23 protein-coding genes are annotated in these 18,503 nt (G+C 61.4%); 4 read left to right on the plus strand and 19 right to left on the minus strand.

Annotation, left to right across the window (positions count from 1 at the left end):
• Positions 1-4 precede the first annotated feature (4 nt).
• Positions 5-874 (plus strand): hypothetical protein, encoded by an 870-nt coding sequence (locus J5J83_RS05625; protein WP_212346434.1) that lies wholly within the window; start codon positions 5-7, stop codon positions 872-874.
• A gap of 42 nt (positions 875-916) precedes the next feature.
• On the opposite strand, the gene J5J83_RS05630 is transcribed toward J5J83_RS05625, so the two are convergent.
• From J5J83_RS05630 to J5J83_RS05725, 19 genes are all read right to left on the minus strand, one after another.
• Positions 917-1,309: a VOC family protein gene (locus tag J5J83_RS05630; protein WP_212346436.1), complete on the minus strand. Its 393-nt coding sequence runs from the start codon at positions 1,307-1,309 to the stop codon at positions 917-919.
• 610 nt (positions 1,310-1,919) lie between these two features.
• On the minus strand, positions 1,920-2,285 hold the full coding sequence (locus J5J83_RS05640) for an antibiotic biosynthesis monooxygenase (protein ID WP_212346443.1): 366 nt from the start codon (positions 2,283-2,285) through the stop codon (positions 1,920-1,922).
• A 136-nt stretch (positions 2,286-2,421) separates the two neighbouring features.
• Positions 2,422-2,949 carry a DUF1697 domain-containing protein gene (locus J5J83_RS05645; RefSeq protein WP_212346446.1) on the minus strand — a complete coding sequence of 176 codons (528 nt, stop codon included), beginning with the start codon at positions 2,947-2,949 and terminating at the stop codon, positions 2,422-2,424.
• 105 nt (positions 2,950-3,054) lie between these two features.
• Positions 3,055-3,606 (minus strand): pyridoxamine 5'-phosphate oxidase family protein, encoded by a 552-nt coding sequence (locus J5J83_RS05650; RefSeq protein WP_212346449.1) that lies wholly within the window; start codon positions 3,604-3,606, stop codon positions 3,055-3,057.
• A gap of 117 nt (positions 3,607-3,723) precedes the next feature.
• Positions 3,724-4,098, minus strand: a complete 375-nt coding sequence (locus tag J5J83_RS05655; RefSeq protein ID WP_249115627.1) for a Rid family hydrolase — start codon at positions 4,096-4,098, stop codon at positions 3,724-3,726.
• A 199-nt stretch (positions 4,099-4,297) separates the two neighbouring features.
• Complete coding sequence (locus tag J5J83_RS05660; protein ID WP_212346455.1) at positions 4,298-5,044, minus strand: class I SAM-dependent methyltransferase; 747 nt, start codon at positions 5,042-5,044, stop codon at positions 4,298-4,300.
• A gap of 148 nt (positions 5,045-5,192) precedes the next feature.
• Positions 5,193-5,840, minus strand: a complete 648-nt coding sequence (locus J5J83_RS05665) for a DinB family protein (RefSeq protein ID WP_349251940.1) — start codon at positions 5,838-5,840, stop codon at positions 5,193-5,195.
• A 312-nt stretch (positions 5,841-6,152) separates the two neighbouring features.
• Positions 6,153-7,208, minus strand: a complete 1,056-nt coding sequence (locus J5J83_RS05670) for a phenol 2-monooxygenase domain-containing protein (protein ID WP_212346461.1) — start codon at positions 7,206-7,208, stop codon at positions 6,153-6,155.
• Between the two features lie 11 nt (positions 7,209-7,219).
• On the minus strand, positions 7,220-7,579 hold the full coding sequence (locus J5J83_RS05675; protein ID WP_212346464.1) for a phenol hydroxylase subunit P4: 360 nt from the start codon (positions 7,577-7,579) through the stop codon (positions 7,220-7,222).
• 452 nt (positions 7,580-8,031) lie between these two features.
• Positions 8,032-9,582, minus strand: a complete 1,551-nt coding sequence (locus J5J83_RS05680) for an aromatic/alkene/methane monooxygenase hydroxylase/oxygenase subunit alpha (RefSeq protein WP_212346467.1) — start codon at positions 9,580-9,582, stop codon at positions 8,032-8,034.
• Positions 9,567-9,740 carry a hypothetical protein gene (locus J5J83_RS05685; protein ID WP_212346470.1) on the minus strand — a complete coding sequence of 58 codons (174 nt, stop codon included), beginning with the start codon at positions 9,738-9,740 and terminating at the stop codon, positions 9,567-9,569. Before J5J83_RS05685 ends, J5J83_RS05680 begins: the two co-directional genes overlap by 16 nt.
• A gap of 9 nt (positions 9,741-9,749) precedes the next feature.
• On the minus strand, positions 9,750-10,019 hold the full coding sequence (locus tag J5J83_RS05690) for an MmoB/DmpM family protein (RefSeq protein ID WP_212346473.1): 270 nt from the start codon (positions 10,017-10,019) through the stop codon (positions 9,750-9,752).
• Positions 10,020-10,027: 8 nt separating this feature from the next.
• Positions 10,028-11,020 (minus strand): aromatic/alkene monooxygenase hydroxylase subunit beta, encoded by a 993-nt coding sequence (locus J5J83_RS05695; RefSeq protein ID WP_212346476.1) that lies wholly within the window; start codon positions 11,018-11,020, stop codon positions 10,028-10,030.
• A gap of 39 nt (positions 11,021-11,059) precedes the next feature.
• A complete protein-coding gene (locus J5J83_RS05700) occupies positions 11,060-11,338 on the minus strand; it encodes a phenol hydroxylase subunit (RefSeq protein ID WP_212346478.1) in 279 nt (92 codons plus the stop codon).
• Between the two features lie 80 nt (positions 11,339-11,418).
• Positions 11,419-12,354, minus strand: coding sequence for a catechol 2,3-dioxygenase (locus J5J83_RS05705; RefSeq protein WP_212346480.1), 936 nt, complete (start codon positions 12,352-12,354; stop codon positions 11,419-11,421).
• Positions 12,355-12,381: 27 nt separating this feature from the next.
• Positions 12,382-12,717, minus strand: coding sequence for a 2Fe-2S iron-sulfur cluster-binding protein (locus J5J83_RS05710; RefSeq protein ID WP_212346482.1), 336 nt, complete (start codon positions 12,715-12,717; stop codon positions 12,382-12,384).
• 348 nt (positions 12,718-13,065) lie between these two features.
• The gene (locus tag J5J83_RS05715) at positions 13,066-13,998 is read right to left on the minus strand and encodes an endonuclease/exonuclease/phosphatase family protein (RefSeq protein ID WP_212346485.1); all 933 of its coding nucleotides are present in this window, start codon (positions 13,996-13,998) and stop codon (positions 13,066-13,068) included.
• Between the two features lie 145 nt (positions 13,999-14,143).
• Entirely contained in the window at positions 14,144-14,488 is a 345-nt protein-coding gene (locus J5J83_RS05720) for an SDR family NAD(P)-dependent oxidoreductase (RefSeq protein WP_212346487.1), read from the minus strand.
• Positions 14,485-14,811: a nuclear transport factor 2 family protein gene (locus J5J83_RS05725; protein ID WP_212346489.1), complete on the minus strand. Its 327-nt coding sequence runs from the start codon at positions 14,809-14,811 to the stop codon at positions 14,485-14,487. The genes J5J83_RS05720 and J5J83_RS05725 overlap by 4 nt, the downstream gene beginning before the upstream one ends.
• 124 nt (positions 14,812-14,935) lie before the next feature.
• Between J5J83_RS05725 and J5J83_RS05730 the strand changes: the two genes are divergently transcribed.
• The 3 genes from J5J83_RS05730 (at position 14,936) to J5J83_RS05740 (ending at position 18,502) form a co-directional block, all read left to right on the plus strand.
• The gene (locus tag J5J83_RS05730) at positions 14,936-15,280 is read left to right on the plus strand and encodes a helix-turn-helix domain-containing protein (RefSeq protein WP_212346491.1); all 345 of its coding nucleotides are present in this window, start codon (positions 14,936-14,938) and stop codon (positions 15,278-15,280) included.
• A 220-nt stretch (positions 15,281-15,500) separates the two neighbouring features.
• Positions 15,501-17,222: a type I restriction-modification system subunit M gene (locus tag J5J83_RS05735; protein WP_249115628.1), complete on the plus strand. Its 1,722-nt coding sequence runs from the start codon at positions 15,501-15,503 to the stop codon at positions 17,220-17,222.
• Complete coding sequence (locus J5J83_RS05740) at positions 17,219-18,502, plus strand: restriction endonuclease subunit S (RefSeq protein ID WP_212346493.1); 1,284 nt, start codon at positions 17,219-17,221, stop codon at positions 18,500-18,502. The genes J5J83_RS05735 and J5J83_RS05740 overlap by 4 nt, the downstream gene beginning before the upstream one ends.
• Position 18,503: the final 1 nt, after the last annotated feature.

The following is an 18,503-nucleotide window of genomic DNA, read 5'->3' on the forward strand; positions in this document are numbered from 1 at the left end:
CAGCATGAACATCGACCTCGCCGCCTTCCGCCTCAACGCGCTGGCCTCGCTGACCGCTTCGAACTCGAGCGGCACGAACACCAGCCGCAGCGGCACGGACTTCCTCAATACCCTGCTCGACGCCAAGCGCGCGCTGGTGTCGGTTTCAGGCTCAAACTCGGGCAGCGCCGCCTCGGCCCTGGGCGCATTGACGGGCACCGGCGGCGGGCTTTCGCAGCTGGAGTCGGTGCTGAGCCGGCTCGAAGCCAGCAACTCGACCTTCATGCGCAACTACAGCGCACGTGTCGCGGAAATCGGCGACGAGGCCACGGTGCTGGCGCAACTACGCGAACGCATGAGCACACTGGGCACCGCGAGCCAGAGCCTCGGGGCGCTCGACACGACGGCCAGCGATGCCGACATCAAGGCGACGCTGCGCGACTTCCTCACGCGCTATAACCAGTGGGACACCGAGTTCGATCCCTATTTCGAGGACGGCGCACTGCTCGACGACAACCAGGCCGGCGAGGTCGCGCGCTTCTCGCTGCGCCGTGAGGTCGGCTCGATCTTCAACGGCGCCGGCAAGGGCGGTTACGAGCTGGGCCTGACCGACATGGGGGTAAGCTTCAGCAAGGATGGTCAGCTGCAGCTCGACGAGGCCGCATTCGATGCCGCGTTGGCCGGCGACCGCAAAGCCGCGCTGCAGACCCTCGCCAACGTCGCCAAAGGCTTCGGTGACGCGGCCAGGGTGCTCGCGTCCGATGGCCACCTGCTCGACCGTCGCATCGACAACGCCGAGCGCGCTGTCGCCTGGGCAGCCGACAATCAGAACAAGGTCGACGCCGAGTTCGGCCCCGGTGCCGTCAGCGCCCGCATCCGGGCCGCCCTGGACTGAGCCCGCTCGCCGCTGAACATCGCACCGGCGTGTAACGGCGTCTTACGCTGCTTCATGGCAGGCAACGCAGAGCTTGTTGCCGTCCGGATCCCGAAAATACGCGCCGTAGTAGTTCGCATGGTACTCGGGCCTCAGACCGGGCTTGCCTTCGCACGTGCCGCCAAGCCGAAGCGCAAGCGCGTGAACCAGATCGACCTGCGCCCGGCTCCGGGCGAGAAAGGCAACCATCTGGCCGTTCCCCGCATCGTGCGGCAATTGATTGAATGGGCGGCCGATGATGAATAGCGGTCTCGGATCGGGCGCAGACTGCCATCCTGCCCACGGCCTGTCGGATTCCTGAAAACGGAACCGAACGCCGAGCGCATCGAGCACCGGCTTGTAGAACGCCAGCGCGCGATCGAAATCCGTGACGCCTACCATGATGTGGGAAAACACCTTGCCACCCCCTGTCTTTGCCCGAATCGCGAAACAAACACGCGCCACCCACGTGGCGCCAACCGACCTGTTAGTGCAGCGTCACGTGCTGTTTGGCACATATGTTCGCCACGAGAGAAACGCCCTCCCCTTGTATGTTCAAGGAAAGGGCAAGAACGGAACTCCTCCCCCCTTGAAGGGGAGGAAGCAAAAAGCTGCCCACCCGAACCTCGTCAGCAGGTCCCTTCCCCTTCAAGGGGAAGGACAGGATGGGGATGGGTTTGAAGTGCCGCCAACGAAATCCATCCCCCCGACCGTCACTCGAGATAAGTGCCATCAAAAGCACATCAGTACACTAGCTGCGCTTCCCGCAACCGGCCGGATTGTAGATGCGCGTCGTGGACGGCGGATTGTTGGCCGGACGGCGTGGACGCGCAACCAGTTCGCCCCCGCAGTTCGGGCATGTTCCGCCGAGCACGGTGTCGGCACATGACGCGCAGAACGTACACTCGAACGAGCAAATGCGCGCCTCGGTGGAATCCGGTGGCAAGTCCTTGTCGCAGCACTCACAGCCTGGCCTGAGTTCAAGCATTCTGTTCTCCTGTTTGTCGAATCGTCGTCGCCACGGGCGTCAGTCAGTCGGGTTTTCCGCCGGTTTGCCGTCGGGGCTTCCATAAGCCCGTTCGACCTTCGCCACCCGGACCTCAAAGTGTTGGTACCAGTCACGCTTGCCCAGCGCCTGCGCGGCAAGGTGTTCGATATTGGCCTTCCATGCAGAAATCGCCTCCTCCGACGACCAGTATGAAACGGTGATGCCGAAGCCATCGGCACCGCGAGCGCTTTCGGCACCGAGAAAGCCGGCTTGCGCGGAGGCGAGTTCCACCATTCTGTCGGCCATCTTCCCGTATCCCGCATCCCCCTCCGTTCGCTGGGACGAAAAGATCACCGCGTAGTACGGCGGCGCAGGCGTTGTGGCAAAGCGTGCAGGACTGTTCATGATGATCGTCTGAAAAATTGGGGTTGGCGCATTTCACCACGCTGGCGCGATACCGCAGCCGGGGGCTTCTTCCTGTACGACTGCTTTCGGCACTGACACACCATCCATACGCAAGTTGAAGTCGAGGGTGGACCGGCTACGCGCTCAGGGCAGCGCACCGGGACAGCGTGTTGAAGTTTCTCGTCGTTGCCGCCACCTTCAGTTTTCGCTCGAAGAAATTGTTATTGAACTTCGAATCGCTGAGCTTCGTTGCATACAGCGTGTAAATCGCATCGCTCGTCACATGCACGCAGTCAGGTGAAAAATCGAGTTGGCGCAACGCATCGACCAGATGGGCTGATGGGGGCTGCGCCAGCAGGGAAAAGTACGTGCGGGAAGCCGCGTTCGAGGGGAAGGGATTGGCCTCCATCACCCGCCCGACGTCGGCATGCGTTCGGGCAATCACGACAATGTCGGCGCCGATTTCCCGGGCGATGGTCTCATGAACGAGCAACTGCACCGCGTGCCGATCGAGCGCCGACTTTGCGATGACGTTGCCGCTCTGAATGTAGGTCTGGACATCGACCAGCCCTGCGTCGCTCAGGGCAACGCGGAGCGCGCCCATGGGCACCTTGTTCTTGCCGGTAGGCATCACGCCACGCAGGAAGATCGCATAGTTATTCATCACGCCGGATACCCATGAATGACGACAAGCATGGCAGCGGACGCAGGACACCCCCGCTTACGCGATATGCGACGATGACAGGCCGAAAACGCCGTCGCCATCCACTCAGCCCCCATGCTCGAGGATATGGGTCGGTACGCCGTCGATGCTGAACTGGTTCTTCTGCGCCCAATACGCCTTGATGCCCTCATCGCCTTTCTTGACGGCCCAGTCGCTCAGCAATTCGCGATCGCCCTCGTAACCGAAATAGGGCACCGCCATGCCGCAGGAAGTCTGTACCAGGTCGACGTCCAGATCGAAGATCTGCCTGGCACCTGGCAGTGAAGGTAACAGCGCCTGCACCGCGTCCCACTCCGGGCTGGTCTTGTGAATCACTTTTGCCGTGCCGTAGAGGCGAAGAATGAGCGGCGCCCCCTCGAACGCGCAGAACATGATGGTCATTCTCGGGTCGAGCTGAACATGGGCCGCGGTTTCATTGCCACTGCCCGTCACATTGAGCCAGACGACACGCTTGTTGTTGATGATCCGCAGTGAGTCCATGCCTTTCGGAGAAATGTTCACCCGGCTATCGGCGGCCGCGGTTCCAACGAAGAACATCTTCTGCCGGGAAATGAACTCGACATGCTTTTCGGACAATTCGGGATATCTCTGGCCCATGGAAGTACTCCGGGAAAATGGGGGCTAAGGTCTGCAGACCAAATTATGGAGTCCGAGATCTGAAGCGGGCGACTGATGCGACTCTACTGCACGCTGCATCGAATCGCGGCGCAGGCGTCAGCTGGATGGCAGCACGGCCACTGCATTGATCGTGAGTCGGGCTCCGGGTTTTGGCAGCGCCGCGATTCCGATGACAGTACGCGCCGGAAACGGTTCGGAGAAACACGCCGCGTAGGCCCGGTTCATCTCGGCAAAGTCTTCAACATGGACCAGGTTCACCTGGACGGATGTGATATCGGCCTCGGTACACCCCGCTGCCGCAACGAAGTCAATCACGTTCCGGAGGGCCTGCGCTGTCTGCGCATAGGCGGTGTCCCCTGCCAGCTCGCCGGTATTCGGATCGACGCCCGGCGTTCCGGAGACAAAGATCAGATTGCCGGACTTGACGGCATGGCTGTAGGGGCCGATGGGTTTGAATGAACTGCTCTCCAACAACTCTCTGGGCATTTATTGCGCTCGCTTCTTTTCTCTGAGGATAGGGAGGAGACGGAAGTATCCCCTCCAGGTTTTGAGCAAAGGGGCGCACGGGCCCCGCTCTAAAGTCCGATCATGATGGACTGTGCCAATCGCCAAAGGCACGACAAACGCCCTTGGCCCGACGGCAATCAGACTGCGAACTCCGGCAGCAAACTCACCGCGCCATCAGCGCAAACACCCCCCACCCCATGTACTCGCGCGTATAAGTGGCGTAGCGCACGGGTTCCGAAGTCAGCTGGGCGCGAACCTGCTGCGCCAACTCGTCGTCGGGGTTCGCTTCAAGCCAGCAGCGCATGGTGAGCCATTTGGCCGCCTCGTACCGGTCCCAGCCGTCCTGGTTGGCCAGCACCATCTCGACGACGTCATAGCCCAGATCGCCGAACAACGCGAGAAGTTCCGGCAGCGGGAGAAAGTCGGAGATTGAGCTGGCAAGGCATCCCCTTGCAACGTCTTCGGTCGGCGGCAACTGCCGCCAGTAGGGCTCGCCGACCAGGATGATGCCTCCGGCCCGCAGGCTGCGCGCGAGCAGCGCAATCGTGCCGGCGACGCCTCCCCCGATCCAGGTGGCGCCCACACAGGCCGCCACGCTGACCTTGTCGTCGGACACATAACCGGCCGCATCGTCATGGATGAACGTCAGCTGATGCGCGACGCCAAGCTCTTCGGCACGACGCTTCGCTTGCCCGGTGAACAACGGACTCATGTCGACGCCGGTGCCGGTGATGCCGTGGTCGCGGGCCCAGGTGCACAGCATCTCGCCCGAACCGCTGCCCAGGTCGAGCACCCGGGCTTCCGGCTGCAGGCGCAATGCCTCGCCGAGCGTGGCGTACTTATCCGGTGTAAATGGGTTGTGAATGCGATGGGCACTTTCAGTGATGTTGAAAATACGCGGGATATCCATTACCGGAGCTTTCCTTGTTTGCGCGATCCGATGTGCGTGCCGCCCGACATCGGTGGCACCTCTCTCTCGCTGAACTTCTCGAATACGGCCTTGCCGGCACATGTCACCAGCGCGGACCAGGGACCGGACGGCCCGCTGCGTTGAGCGCTTACGCCTGCGTTTCGTCGGGAATCAGCATCAGCAGATCCGTCACCCCGACATCGACGCCAGCTTGTGACAGCAGCGTAGTCACCTGACCGCGGTGGTGGGTTTGATGATTGAAGAAATGCACGACGAGCGCGTAGAAGTTCCGCCTGGCGGCAATGCCCTTCGTGTTCGAATAGCCCAGGACGCAATCCAGATCAGGCTCGCTGATCGAACCCGCCCATTCCCTGATCATCTGATCGAGCAAGGCCCGGTGCCGTGAAAGGCCTTGAATGTCGGCGAACAGAATCTGATCGAGGCTCGCGGGAGCGGGCAAATCCCTGATGGCCAGGAGGGCCGGGTAGTTGGCCGGATGCGTCGAAAAGCGCTTCAACCAGATCGTGTCTGCAACGACCAGGTGGTTGAGGGAGCCGAGAATGGAGCCGAAGAATGCCTTTCTGTCGGCGCTCAATTCGTCGTCGGGCAGGCTACGGGCGGCCTCATACAGCTTGGCATTCATCCATTCGTTGTACTCGGCCATCAGGCGGACGTGCTCGGTTCGGTTCATGATGATCTCAAGAAAATAAGGGTTGAGGACACCGGCCGCCCGAGCGGTGAAGCCACGGAGGGAGATGACGCAAGAATGCGCGCCGACTCTCCGCCGGAAACTCACGAACAATGCGCGAGCCTCACACACCCATGGCGGTCAGGAAGACCAGCACCGCCTCTCCGCAGCCGTCGCCATCGCAGTCGACATCGATTACGGCGCCCGACCGCATCACCGGATACCTTCGGCATGCGCGCTACAGCTTACAAACAGCGCTCCTCCATGTCCATTGGGTAGGCGCCATTATTCGCACAAAATGGCGGGGTTCGACTCCGGACACGCGAATGAGCGCCCCCGACCGCAACAGGGGCGACCGCTCCCCGGGCGGGCAACGGCCCACCTGACGCGGGCGCGCTACCTGCCTTCATTCAATGGCGATCAGATCGCCTTGAACAGCGGACTCCGCACCTGCTGCGCGTCGGCTGCCGAGATGAACTTCTCGGTGTAGATGTCGCGCTCGAACAACCGCCCCTGCATGAGCGTGGTGATGCAGGCATCGATCATCAGCGGCGGGCCGCACAGGTAGGCCTTGTGGTCGCGGAAGTCGTTGTCGAAAGCGTCCTTGGCGGCGTCATGCACATAGCCGCGGAAGCCGGTCCAGTCCGAGTTTTCGGGCTCGTCCGACAGCGCGGGCACGTAGCGGAAGTTGGCATGCCGCTCGGCCAGGGCCAGGAACGCATCGTGGTAGTACAGCTCGGCGCGGGTGCGCTGGCCGTAGACCAGGGTGATAGGCAAGTCGCAGCCTTCTTCGAGCAAGTCGAGAATCATCGAGCGCGGGCTCGAGAGCCCCGAGCCGCCAGCCATGAAGATCATGGGCATCTGCGCCGACTTCTTGACGAAGAAGCGCCCATAGGGCCCGCTGATGCGCACCCGCTCGCCGGCCTGCAGTTGCTCGTGCACATAGGTGGTGCCCCTGCCGCCGGGGACGATGCGGATGTTCAGCTCCACTTCGCCATCGCTGGACGGCGCGCTGGCGATCGAGAACGCCCGGCTGCCGATGTCGCCCGGCAGCTGGAGGTTCACATACTGGCCGGCCTGGAAGCGGATCGGGTTATCGAGCCTGATCCACACGCCCTTGATGGTCGGGGTGAGGGATTCGATGCGGGTGACCTCGCCATCGAAGTCGCGCACCGGCAGGTTCTCGGCGTCCGGATCTTCCTCGATGTCGGCTTCGATGGTGATGTCGCCCTCGACCGTGGCGCAGCAGGCCAGGCACTTGCCCTCGTCGCGCTCGAAGTCCATCAGCGCGAAGCTGGAGGCTTCGCCATGCTCGACCTCGCCGTCGAGGATGTCCACCTTGCAAGTAGCGCACAGGCCGTGACAGCAGGCGTGCGGCAGGTAGATGCCGGCGCGCAGCGCGGCATCGAGAATGGTCTGGCCTTCCTCGATCTCGATGGTCTGGCCGAGGGGTTCGATGGTCAGTTCGTAGGACACGGCGGGCTCCTTCAGAAACCGGCGCCGTTGAGGCCGTCGAGGCCCGGTGTGATGAAGTGAACGGCGGTCTTGTGGGTGATGCCGTTGTCGAGCAGCGACTTGTCCCGCGCCGGGGTGAAGGCTTCACCATCCTTGGACCACTGCACGGCGGCCCAGTCGATCCTGGCGAAGTCCGGGTGGCGGCTGTAGGTGTCGGTCAGTTCCTTGTCGATGACTTCCTGGAAACTCATCGACGGCGGCAGCAGTTTGGCCACCGGGGCGTAGAACATCAGATGCCGGTCCCAGCAGAAATACACGACCTGCATGCCATGAAAATTGGCAGCGGCATCCTTGATGACAGGGGCGACGGGGCGAATGGTTTGATAGGTCATGTGTGTCTCCTGAATGTTGTTTGGTTTGGGTGCGATGGCGTGCGGCGGATGGCGTTGCGCTTATCCGCCCTACGGGTCGTGCGCTCCCTCCCCTTGTATGTTCAAGGAAAGGGCAGGAACAGAGCTCCTCCCCCTTCAAGGGGGGCGTAGCCGGGGTTTCGGCGAGCACTGCTCGCTGCCGGCGTAGCGGCGAGGCATTGCCGAGACTACCGGTTGGGAGGGGGATGGGTCTTGGTTGGCGACACTTGAAACCCATCCCCACCCCAACCCTCCCCTTGAAGGGGAGGGAGCAAGAGCAGCCTGCCCGAACCTGATTAGCTGGTTGCTTCCCTATCCCTGAACATACAAGCGGGAGGTGTCGATCCTGCCCCTTCCGTGGATATACAAGAGGAGGGGCCCTTCGCTTCAGCTCGGAATGAACGGCACGACGACGCAAGTCATTTGCACGTCACTTACGTGTTCGACGTGGCCATGCCACGCCACTGGGCGAAATTCTTCTCGTCCTCCGAGCCGGCGAAGTCGCCGTTGTCCTTGCCGTTTTCCAGGTGCCACCACTTCATCACCGAGGCGATGGGGTTGAAGTCCGGCGCGGTCGGGTCGTCGCCCTTGGCGAAGCAGTTGCCCTGCAGGATCTGGTGCACCGGCAACCACGCCTCGACGTATTTCTCCGGCTCGTGCTCGAAGATGTGCTGGCAGTGGTCGGAACAGAAGTGGTACTTCTCGCCCGCGTGCTCCACCTGGCGGTAGGCGATCTGGGTGGGGTCGTCCGGCTCGGTGAACAGCATCGGAATCTGGCACACCTGGCACAGCTGGGGCAGGTTGGGGTTCACGAAGCGCTCGCCCTTCTCCGCCTGCTCGCGGAAGAACTCGAAACGCGGCCGGTAGTACTTGTCGAAGGTATCCGGGTACTTGCTGGACAGCCAGTCGAGCTCATCGTCGCTGGGGATCCAAGTGTGGAAGTTGGTCATCGGCGCGGCGGCGTAGAAGGTGGTCCACGCCTGGTGCGAGAGGTGGTCCTTCTCCTTCTTGATCTGCTCCACGCAGTCCGGCACCTTGATGCCGTAGCGCGCCAGGTCCTTGAACAGGCTCATGCCGTTCTGCTCGAAGTAGATCTCCCAGGCTTCCTTCCAGCTCATCACGCGCTTGGGCAGCATGTAGTCCATCATCATGGCGACGATGGTCAGCAGGCGCACGCCGCGCCAGGTCCACTTGTCGATCCACTTCTGCACGATGGGCAGGTTGGCCGGGTCCTGCTCGAGCATGAACTTGATGACTTCCAGGCCGAGGGTCATGTGGCGCGCTTCGTCCGACTGGGCGGAGAAGCCGAAGGTCATGGTGCCCATGTCGCCGTTGTAGGCCGCGCCCGAGACGAAGGGCACGAACACCAGGTTGGTCAGCACGTACTCGAACGAGAAGCCGATGGCGATGATGAACTCGAAGGGGCCGCAGCTGCAGGCATCCTCGAAGAAGGACTTGGGCACCGACAGGTACCACAACCGGTCGTTCATGTACTTCCAGTCGTGGATGCCGTTGTAGAAGCGGTTGTAGTTGGAGATCGAGTGGATCTGGGTCTGGCAGTGACGGATCTCGTCGATGGCCTGCATCTGGCAGGCCACCTGCGGGCCGACCCCGCCCATGTGGCGGCCCAGGCGGGCAAAGCCGCGGTGGGCGTTGTATTCCAGCGACGGCACCGCCGACAGGAAGATCTTCATGGCGTTGATGTAGCGCGCATCGGTGACGTTCAGGTGGCCATTGTTCTGGTTGAACGCATCGATGATGGCGTAGAGCTTGCGCTCCTTCTCGGCCTGGTATTTCCAGTAGGAATCCATGGTCAGGCGGAAGGGGTCTTCCCACTTGTCCCAGTCATGGATCTTGATGCCTTCGTAGTCGAGCAGCGGGTAGACGTCCTCGCGCTTCTCGTAGCTCGGCTCCCAGCCGAGGTTGCGGGTCATCAGCGCGTACTTCTCTTTCAGCCCGAGCTTCTTCTTCACTTGCATGTCCATGGTGTCTCTCCGTTTTTCAGTTGTGCAAAGGGTTGATGCGCCGTCGCGAGCGGGTCGAGGGCAAGGCGGGCGGCGCGCAGCGACCGAGACATATCGTTCGGATAGGCGAGGAAGCGAGCACCGCCCAACGCCGCCATCGGCCCGCGCAGCAGGCGCATCGGCCCTTTTCAGTCGTTCCAGCTCAGACGGAACTCGTCCTCGTCTTCGTCTACATGGCCCGACAGCGTGATCAGGTTCACCTGCATCTCCTGCAGGTCGAAGGGGCGGCCCATCTTCTCCTCCACCGTCGTGCGGCGCAGCACGAGGGAACCGGGCACGTTGATCTTCACCATCGCGGGCTGTTCGTCGACCACGGCGGTGGGGTTGTCCTCCAGCAGGGCCTCGACGATGTGGCGGCTCTCTTCGTTGGTTTGCAGGGCAATGAATACGTTGGACATGAGGTCGCTCACAGGGTGAGACCGAGCTTGGCTGCGCGGTCGTTGAAGGATTGGTCGACGGTGGCCAGCACGTCGGCAGCGGTGTCGCCCAGGGCCTGCTGCGCGATCGGGCTCAGGGCCTCGACGGCCGCACCGCGCCACTGGCGGGTCCACTCGGTCAGCAGGGCCTTGTTGGCGTCGGATTCCGCCGCGGCGATCTTGATCACCGAGTCGATCCAGCGCCGGGTCTCGCCATGCCATTCGCCCATGAAGGCGGTGAGCATGGACACCCCGGCACCGCCGTGGGCGTTCAGATGCTTGTCCACGAACTGTTCGTAGATCAGCGGATACAGCAGGCCGTCGAGCACGAAGTTCTGGGCCACGAAAAGCTCGAACCAGTCCTGCGTCACCAGCGTCTTTTCCACCAGGCGCCGCAGCGGCTGCCAGCGCACATCGTTCAGCCAGGCCTCGCGACCGGCGTCGAGCGTCGTGACATCGCCCAGCAGCAGGCCGAGGCGGGTGAGGTACTGGGCGACGCCCAGGTTGTCCATGGCGTGGTACATGCACGGCTGGGTAATGAGCGTGCCGTAGCCATCGGCGCACATGCCGGTATTGTTCATGTTGGCGCCCCACGCGGCATGGCGCAGCGGCATCAGCACCGCCAGCGCAAGCGCACGGGTCGCCTCGTCCATCTGCGCGAGCAGGCCCCGGCTTTCGACGAACTCGAAACTCGACTCGGCCGACTCCTGCTGACGGGCGCGGGCCAGCGTGTAGGCGCCGTAGTAGTACTGGCGGGGGTCCTTGAAGGCATACCAGTCGGCCATCACGATGGCGGTGCGGCCGGGGTCGTGCAGCTCATGCTCCGGATCCCAGGTGGGACGATATTGCAGGTTGGCATCCGCCTGGATGTCGTAGCTGCCCTCCTGGTAGCGCGAGGCCGGCTTGTCGCCGAAACGGCGCACCAGGTGGTCGAAGGTGTTCCGCAGCGGTTTGATGCTGACGGTGCGAAGGTCGATCTGCATGTGTGTCGTCTCCTGTCGGGCGCATTGCCGCCCATTGATCTATTTGAATTGCCGCCCGGAGGCTTCGCTCAGTCGCCAGTGACCTGCATCACCGCCACTGGCCGCCTTGTCGGTGAGAAAAGTCACCGCGTTCATGGCGCAGAAATCGTCGAAGGCATCGGCATGGAGAATCATCTCCACGAAGATCTCCGGCTCGCCGATGGCAAAGTCGAACTCGATGAAGCGGTCCGGGCGCAGGGTGCGCACCCGGACGAACTTGCGCGAAGGGTCGAAGCGATCCCTCCGCCCCGCCCCGGGGGCGGTCGGATCAGTTGCCATGATTGGCATCTCCTTGTTTGCTTTGTGGCGAGCGAGCCCTCACCCGCCGGATGGCGGGCGCGGGCACTCACAGCCGACGCTCAGCTCACCACGGTCAGGAAGGTCTCGTGCAGCTTGCGCTGCGGGTAGTCGAGACCGCCGCCCACACCCAGCCCCTCGAACGTCCAGGTCGTGGGCTCATAGTCCGGATACGGCTGGTAGCCGCCCATGAAGGTCTCGAAGCGGTTGCCCGAGGGATCCCAGGCGTAGATCGTGCAGCCGCGGGTCACCCCGTGGCGGGTCGGCCCGATGTCCAGCGGCACCTTGTTCATCGACAGGATGTCGCCGGCACGCAGCACCTCCTCCCAGGTCTCGAGCATGAAGGACAGGTGATGCAGCTTGCCCGGCTCCGCATGCTCGACGAAGGCAATGTCATGCACCTTGTGGGAACACGACAGCCAGATCGCCGCATTGCCGTCGCCGTCCGGCGTCAGCACGCGCTCGACCAGGTAGAAGCCCAGCACCTCGGTGAAGATCTTCTGCACCTCCTCCACATTGGGGCCATAGAGCAGGCAGTGGTCGAGACGCACCGGCGCAACGCCTTTTTCGGACGCGGGGGTCCAGGGCGGCGGGTTGAGCACCTGCAGGCCGTTGCCGACTGCCGTCTTCTCTGCATAGAGCTCGATCTGATGCCCCGTCGGGATCTCGAAACGAACCCGCTCGCCGGTCTCCAGCAACTCGCCCGCCGGGATGCGTGCGGTCTCGAGCCCATAGGCCCGGAGCTTCTCGTCGAAGTCGTCGAGCGTCGCCTTGTCGAGCACCTTGAAGGCGAAGAAATCGATGCCCGCGCTGTCCGCCTCGCGCAGGATCAGGCTGTTGTGGTCGCGCTCGTCCCAGCACTTCAGATACACCCGCCCCTGCGCGTCGCGGCCGGTTTCCACCATGCCCAGCACGTCGCGGTAATGCCGCACCCCTTCCTCGAGATTCAAAACACGCAGTTGCGCGTGGCCCGGGCGAAGAACACCTGTCATTGCCATGTGAGTCGTCTCCTCGATCGATTCGATCTACTTGTTTTCCTGAGTGGTTCGCAGCCCGGCCGCGGTACACACCGCGCGATGCATCTTGCCGAGCACCTTCACTGACAAGTCGGCGCGGGGAAACACCCGGCAGGCCAGCACACACTGCTGCGCCTGCTCTTCCTCGCTCACATGCTGGCGACTCATGGCCCGGGTCTCGTACGCCCCGGCGGTGACTTCCACCTTGCACACGCCACACCCGCCGCCGCGACAACCGAGCGGAATGCCCCGGCGACCGGAACGGGACATGGCCACCAGCAGGTTCTCCTGCTCGCCGCACGCGTACTGTTCGCCGGTCTCTTCGATGGTGACCTGGTATTGCATGGCATCTCCTCCAGCATGTCCTGACGATTTTGTCAGTCGAGCGCATGAATCGATTTTTCTGATCGCGCCCTTAAGCTCTCTAATGCAGAGGCCGTGCCAGGGAAGCCAAGTGATTGATTTGACTGAATCCTCGAGATTTTCGGTCGACATTGCCGTGACTGGCACATGACCATTTTGAACACCTGATTTTTGCGCTCGACAAAATGGTCAAGCTGCACTGCAATAAACCAATATCGAATCAATGGCTTATGTGCAGCGCACAAAATCGGCAGACGCGGGCGACGTCCGCCGCCCCAGGCTGTCGATGGCCCGCCTCAAGGGCAGGCCCCCTCCCCCGCCCGCGCGCCGCTAATCCATGCTCAGACGGACATAGACCGGACGATGGTCCGACCCGATGCGCGGACCCACCCCGGCGTCGAGCACCCGCCAGTGCCGCGTCACCAGGATCTGGTCGATGGGAATCATGGGGAGGCTCGCCGGCCACGTGGGCGTGAGCGCAGTCGCCCGCCGCCAGCCGCCCTGCGCCGGCGGATGCATGGCAGACGACCATGGGCTGGCATTCAAGTCCCCGGCTATCAGGACCGGCAAGCCGGCGGTGGCCCCCCAAGCCGATGCCGTCGCAAGCAGCTCGCGTCGCCGCGCATGAAATTGCGGACTGATCGGCGGCATCGGATGGACCGCCACCAGCACCACCTGCGCCGCGCCCCAATGCACCTGCATGCGCGCATGCAGCGTCTGCCCCGGCGGCACGCGACATTCGATCTGCTCCAGCGGGAGACGCGACAGCACCGCCAGACCGAACGGACCCTCCGCCGGCGCGAGCATCCGGTACGGGTAGTCGGCCCACCCCGCCAAAGCCGCTGCCATGCGCGGATTGACCTCCTGGAGCACAATCACGTCCGCATCGAGACCCTGCGTCCAGCGGCGCAGTTCGGCGGGATCGTCATTGTCGGCGTGGAGGTTGGCACTCACCACGGTCAACACCTGCGCCCCGGTCGCGCCCGCCGGCGCGCCCGGCATCGCCAAACACGGGCCCAACACCAGCACCACTCCGCCGCTTACCGCCCAAACAAACGCGCGCTGCGCCAGCAGGCCGAGCGCACACACACCGCCGACCAGCAGATACACCCACTGCCAATGTACCGCCAGATCGGGCACCCAGGCCAGCCAAGACGCCCCATCCGGCAACCAGCCGACCACCAGCGGCAGCGCTGCACCCAAGCCACAGAAGAACAACAACACTTTGGCGCGGCGGGTAATGGCGGTTGTGAGGGAAGGCATGGCGGTGAGCGAATGGCGTGCGCAAAGAAGCGTCATTGTGCCCTGAGCGGCCGGCCGAGCCACGGAAGGCAAACTCAATGCCTCGAATACGTGCCCACCACCCAACGGGGCCGGTCGGTCGCCGCTCCATGGGTTCCACCACCGGCTACTGAGTCAAACCGCCGCTTGCAGGGCAATGGCAAACTGCGGCCAGTCGGTTTGCACCGATGCCACCAGCAGGCGCGCTCGATCCACCGAGAACATTGACGACGATATCGATGCCACCGAGACGATCCAGAACAGCATCCGCCACAGCCCGGCAACCGTCTGCCGTGGTCAAATCGGCGGCGAAATAAGTGACGCCTTCGGGCGCAATTTCGGGCACCGAACGCGCTGTTGCGACGATCGTTACACCCGCATTGCGCAAGGACTCGACGACGGCCGCACCCACCCCCTTCGTACCGCCCGTCACCAGCGCTCTGCGTCCAGTGAGCTCAAGGTTGAAGTTCATAGGCTGATCTCCAGAAACGCAATCTTGTTGCCTTCGAGGCCAAAGAAATATCGAAGGTCAACCGGACTGCCGGGGAAGTTGCCGGTCAAACGGCTGGTGACGATGGTCTTGCCGTCTTTTTCTTCGCAAGCGAAGGGCACGCTCGTGTAGGTGTACTTCCTCGAGGCATCCGTTTTCCATTGTTTGATGGCGGCCAAGCCGTTGTAGATCTGGCCCTCGTCCTTCACGACGGCGTGATCCGTGAAGCATCGGGCAACCGCCTCGCCGTCACCCCTGTCGGCGGCGAAATAGAGGCTGATGGATTCTGGAAGGTCGAGAGGCATCTGCTGGGCTCCTTCGTGGTTTATCCGATCACCAAGTGCGACCAGAATTGATAAGGCAGAAGGATGAAGATAAGCTCCAAAAAGAACAAGAACGCACAGAAAAGTAAGGTACACACCAAAAAGTATGGCGAAAGAATGGACCCCCACCTCGGCCGCGAACGGTGTCGAGCAAGCCCTCCAGATCCTCGAAGGCAAGTGGAAGCTCGTGATCCTGTTCCATCTGTTCGGAGGCAATCTGCTGCGATTCTCCGAACTCGAAAGAGCGATCCCTGCCATCACGCAGAAGATGCTGATTCAGCAACTCCGACAGATGGAGGCGGACGGCGTTGTCCGGCGGATCGTTCACCATCAGGTGCCACCGAAAGTCGAATACGGCCTGACCGATTGGGGCCAAGCGCTCTGCCCGGCACTCGATGCTCTGCTGAAATGGGCCGATCTACGCGACGAACACCTCAATCGCGACGTCTGATTACATCCCTCAAGACAGGATCGAGATTGTTGCGGACGCCCCGTCATCGGCCGCTGCCGTCGTTCGTCGCGCTTCTACTGAGTGACTGAACTGAGCTGGCGAGCGGCCAGATGTCGCCCGAGTCTGAAACCACAACGTAGCTCCGTCCAATGTTGCGCCACGGAAAGCGCGAGCGCGGGAGGGCTCCTGCATAGCTGACCCCTTTCAAGATCTCGAGAACATGCATCATCTCCAGGACGAATCCCCACCGATCCGCTGCGAGTCATTAGAATCGTGCATTTTGGATACTGTTGCCGAGCTCACATGCGTGTCTGTACCGATTCACGCCATATCCCAAATCGATAGAACAAACTCGAAGATCGAGAGAAACAGGAATAACCGCATGACCAGCAGCCAGCAACGAGCCGCCCTGCAACGTGAGATCTGGAAAATCGCCAATGATGTCCGTGGCGCCGTCGATGGATGGGATTTCAAGCAATACGTGCTCGGCACCCTGTTCTACCGTTTCATCAGCGAAAACTTCATCGCCTACATCACCGGGGGCGATGAGTCCGTGGATTACGCGGCCATGGACGATGGCGATCAGAACATCGCCGCCGCAAAAGAAGATGCCATTAAGACAAAAGGCTACTTCATCTACCCCAGTCAGCTGTTTTCCAATGTGGCGGCCAAGGCCAACAACAACGAAAGCCTGAACACCGACCTTGCCTCCATCTTTGCCGCCATTGAAGCATCTGCCAGCGGCTACCCCTCGGAGCAGGACATCAAAGGCCTGTTCGCGGACTTCGACACCACCAGCACCCGCCTGGGCAACACCGTCAGGGACAAGAACGCCCGCCTGGCCGCCGTGCTCAAAGGCGTTGCCAATCTGAACTTCGGCCACTTTGACGCCACCCACATCGACCTGTTTGGCGACGCCTACGAATACCTCATCTCCAACTACGCCGCCAACGCCGGCAAGTCGGGCGGCGAGTTTTTTACCCCGCAGCAGGTCTCCAAGCTGATCGCCCAACTGGCCATGCACGGGCAGACCAGCATCAACAAGATCTACGACCCCGCCTGCGGCTCCGGATCGCTGCTGCTGCAAGCAAAAAAGCAGTTTGACGACCACATCATTGAAGACGGCTTTTTCGGGCAGGAACTCAACCACACCACCTACAACCTGGCGCGGATGAACATGTTCCTGCACAACGTCAACTACGACAAGTTCAACATCCAGCTGGGCGACACCCTCATCGAGCCCCACTTTGGCGACGACCAGCCGTTTGACGCCATCGTCTCCAACCCACCGTATTCGGTGAAATGGAAAGGCTCGGACGACCCCACCTTGATCAACGACGACCGCTTTGCCCCAGCCGGCGTGCTGGCGCCGAAGTCCAAAGCCGACTTTGCCTTTGTGCTGCACGCGCTGAGCTACCTCTCCGCCAAGGGCCGCGCGGCCATCGTTTGCTTCCCCGGCATCTTCTACCGGGGCGGCGCCGAGCAGAAGATCCGCCAATACCTGGTGGACAACAACTATGTGGAAACGGTGATTTCGCTGGCACCCAACCTGTTCTTTGGCACCACCATCGCCGTGAACATCCTGGTGCTGTCCAAACACAAGACCGACACCACCACCCAGTTCATCGATGCCAGCAACCTGTTTGACAAGAAGACCAACAACAACGAGCTGTCGGACGCGCACATCGAACAGATCATGGCGGTGTTCGACAGCAAGGCCAACGTGGCGCACTTCGCCCAGTCCGTGCCGTTCGAGAAGGTGTCCGGCAACGACTACAACCTTTCGGTCAGCAGCTACATCGACGCAAAGGACAACCGCGAAGTGGTGGACATCGCCCAGCTCAATGCCGCGCTGAAAACCACGGTTGCCAGGATTGACCAGTTGCGCAAAGAGATTGACACCATCGTGGCCGAGATCGAAGGCGAGGGGTTGGAGGCATGAGCAGCGCGGACTTTCTGGACAAGCTACTGGATGGGGTTCCGGTGGGGTGGAGGCCGCTCGGGGAACTGGGTGAATTGGTTCGTGGCAACGGATTGCAGAAGAAGGACTTCACCGAAACAGGCGTGCCCGCCATCCACTATGGTCAGATCTATACCCATTACGGCCTATCGACCAAAGAAACAAAATCATTTGTTTCGCCTGATTTGGCCAAACAACTGCGAAAAGTCAACACTGGCGATGTTGTCATCACAAACACAAGCGAAAATTTTGAGGATGTGGGTAAGGCTTTGGTCTATCTAGGCGAACGCCAGGCCGTCACTGGCGGGCATGCAAGCGTATTGAAGCCTGGAGATTGCCTATTGGGAAAGTACTTTGCTTATTTCACTCAAACAGACACGTTTGCAGGCGAAAAAAAGAAGCTAGCAAAAGGTGCAAAGGTCATTGATATTTCGGCCACTGATATGGCCAAAATCAAAATCCCTGTTCCCTACCCAGATCATCCCAAGAAATCGCTTGAGATTCAGGCCGAAATCGTCCGAATATTGGACACCTTCACCGAGCTTAAAGCCGAGCTTAAAGCCGAGCTTACAGCCCGAAAGAAGCAATACAAGCACTATCGCGATCAGTTATTGCGCTTTGAAGGCGAAGCCGTCGAGTGGAAACCGTTGAGCGAGATCGGGGAATTCATCCGAGGCAAACGCTTCACCAAGGCTGACTATGTCGAAGACGGAATTCCTGTCATCCACTACGGTGAGATCTACACCCGGTACGGTGTGTTCACGGATCAGGCTTTTTCTCAGGTGAATGACGATATGGCCGATTCTCTGCGCTATGCAGAGCCCGGAGACGTCGTAATTACCGACGTCGGCGAGACGGTGGACGATGTGGGAAAAGCCGTCGCATGGTTAGGCAAAGAGAAAGTGGCTATTCATGACCACTGCTACGCTTTTCGGCATGCCATGAACCCGAAGTTCGTTTCCTATTGCATGCAGACAACGGCGTTCATTGCCGAGAAGGCCAAATACGTCGCCAGAACCAAGGTCAACACGTTGTTGATCAATGGATTCGCCAAGATTGCCATCCCCGTTCCGTTCCCGGACGACCAAGAAAAGTCGCTGGCAGAACAAGCCCGCATCGTCGCTATCCTCGACAAGTTCGACGCCCTGACCAACTCCATCAGCGAAGGCCTGCCCCGCGAAATCGAACTGCGCCAGAAGCAATACGAACATTACCGCGATCTGCTTTTGAGCTTCCCGAAGCCGGAAGCGGCCGAGGCCTGAC

Origin of the sequence: Azoarcus sp. L1K30, from assembly GCF_018122735.1 — a bacterium.
Classification (GTDB): Bacteria; Pseudomonadota; Gammaproteobacteria; order Burkholderiales; family Rhodocyclaceae; genus Parazoarcus.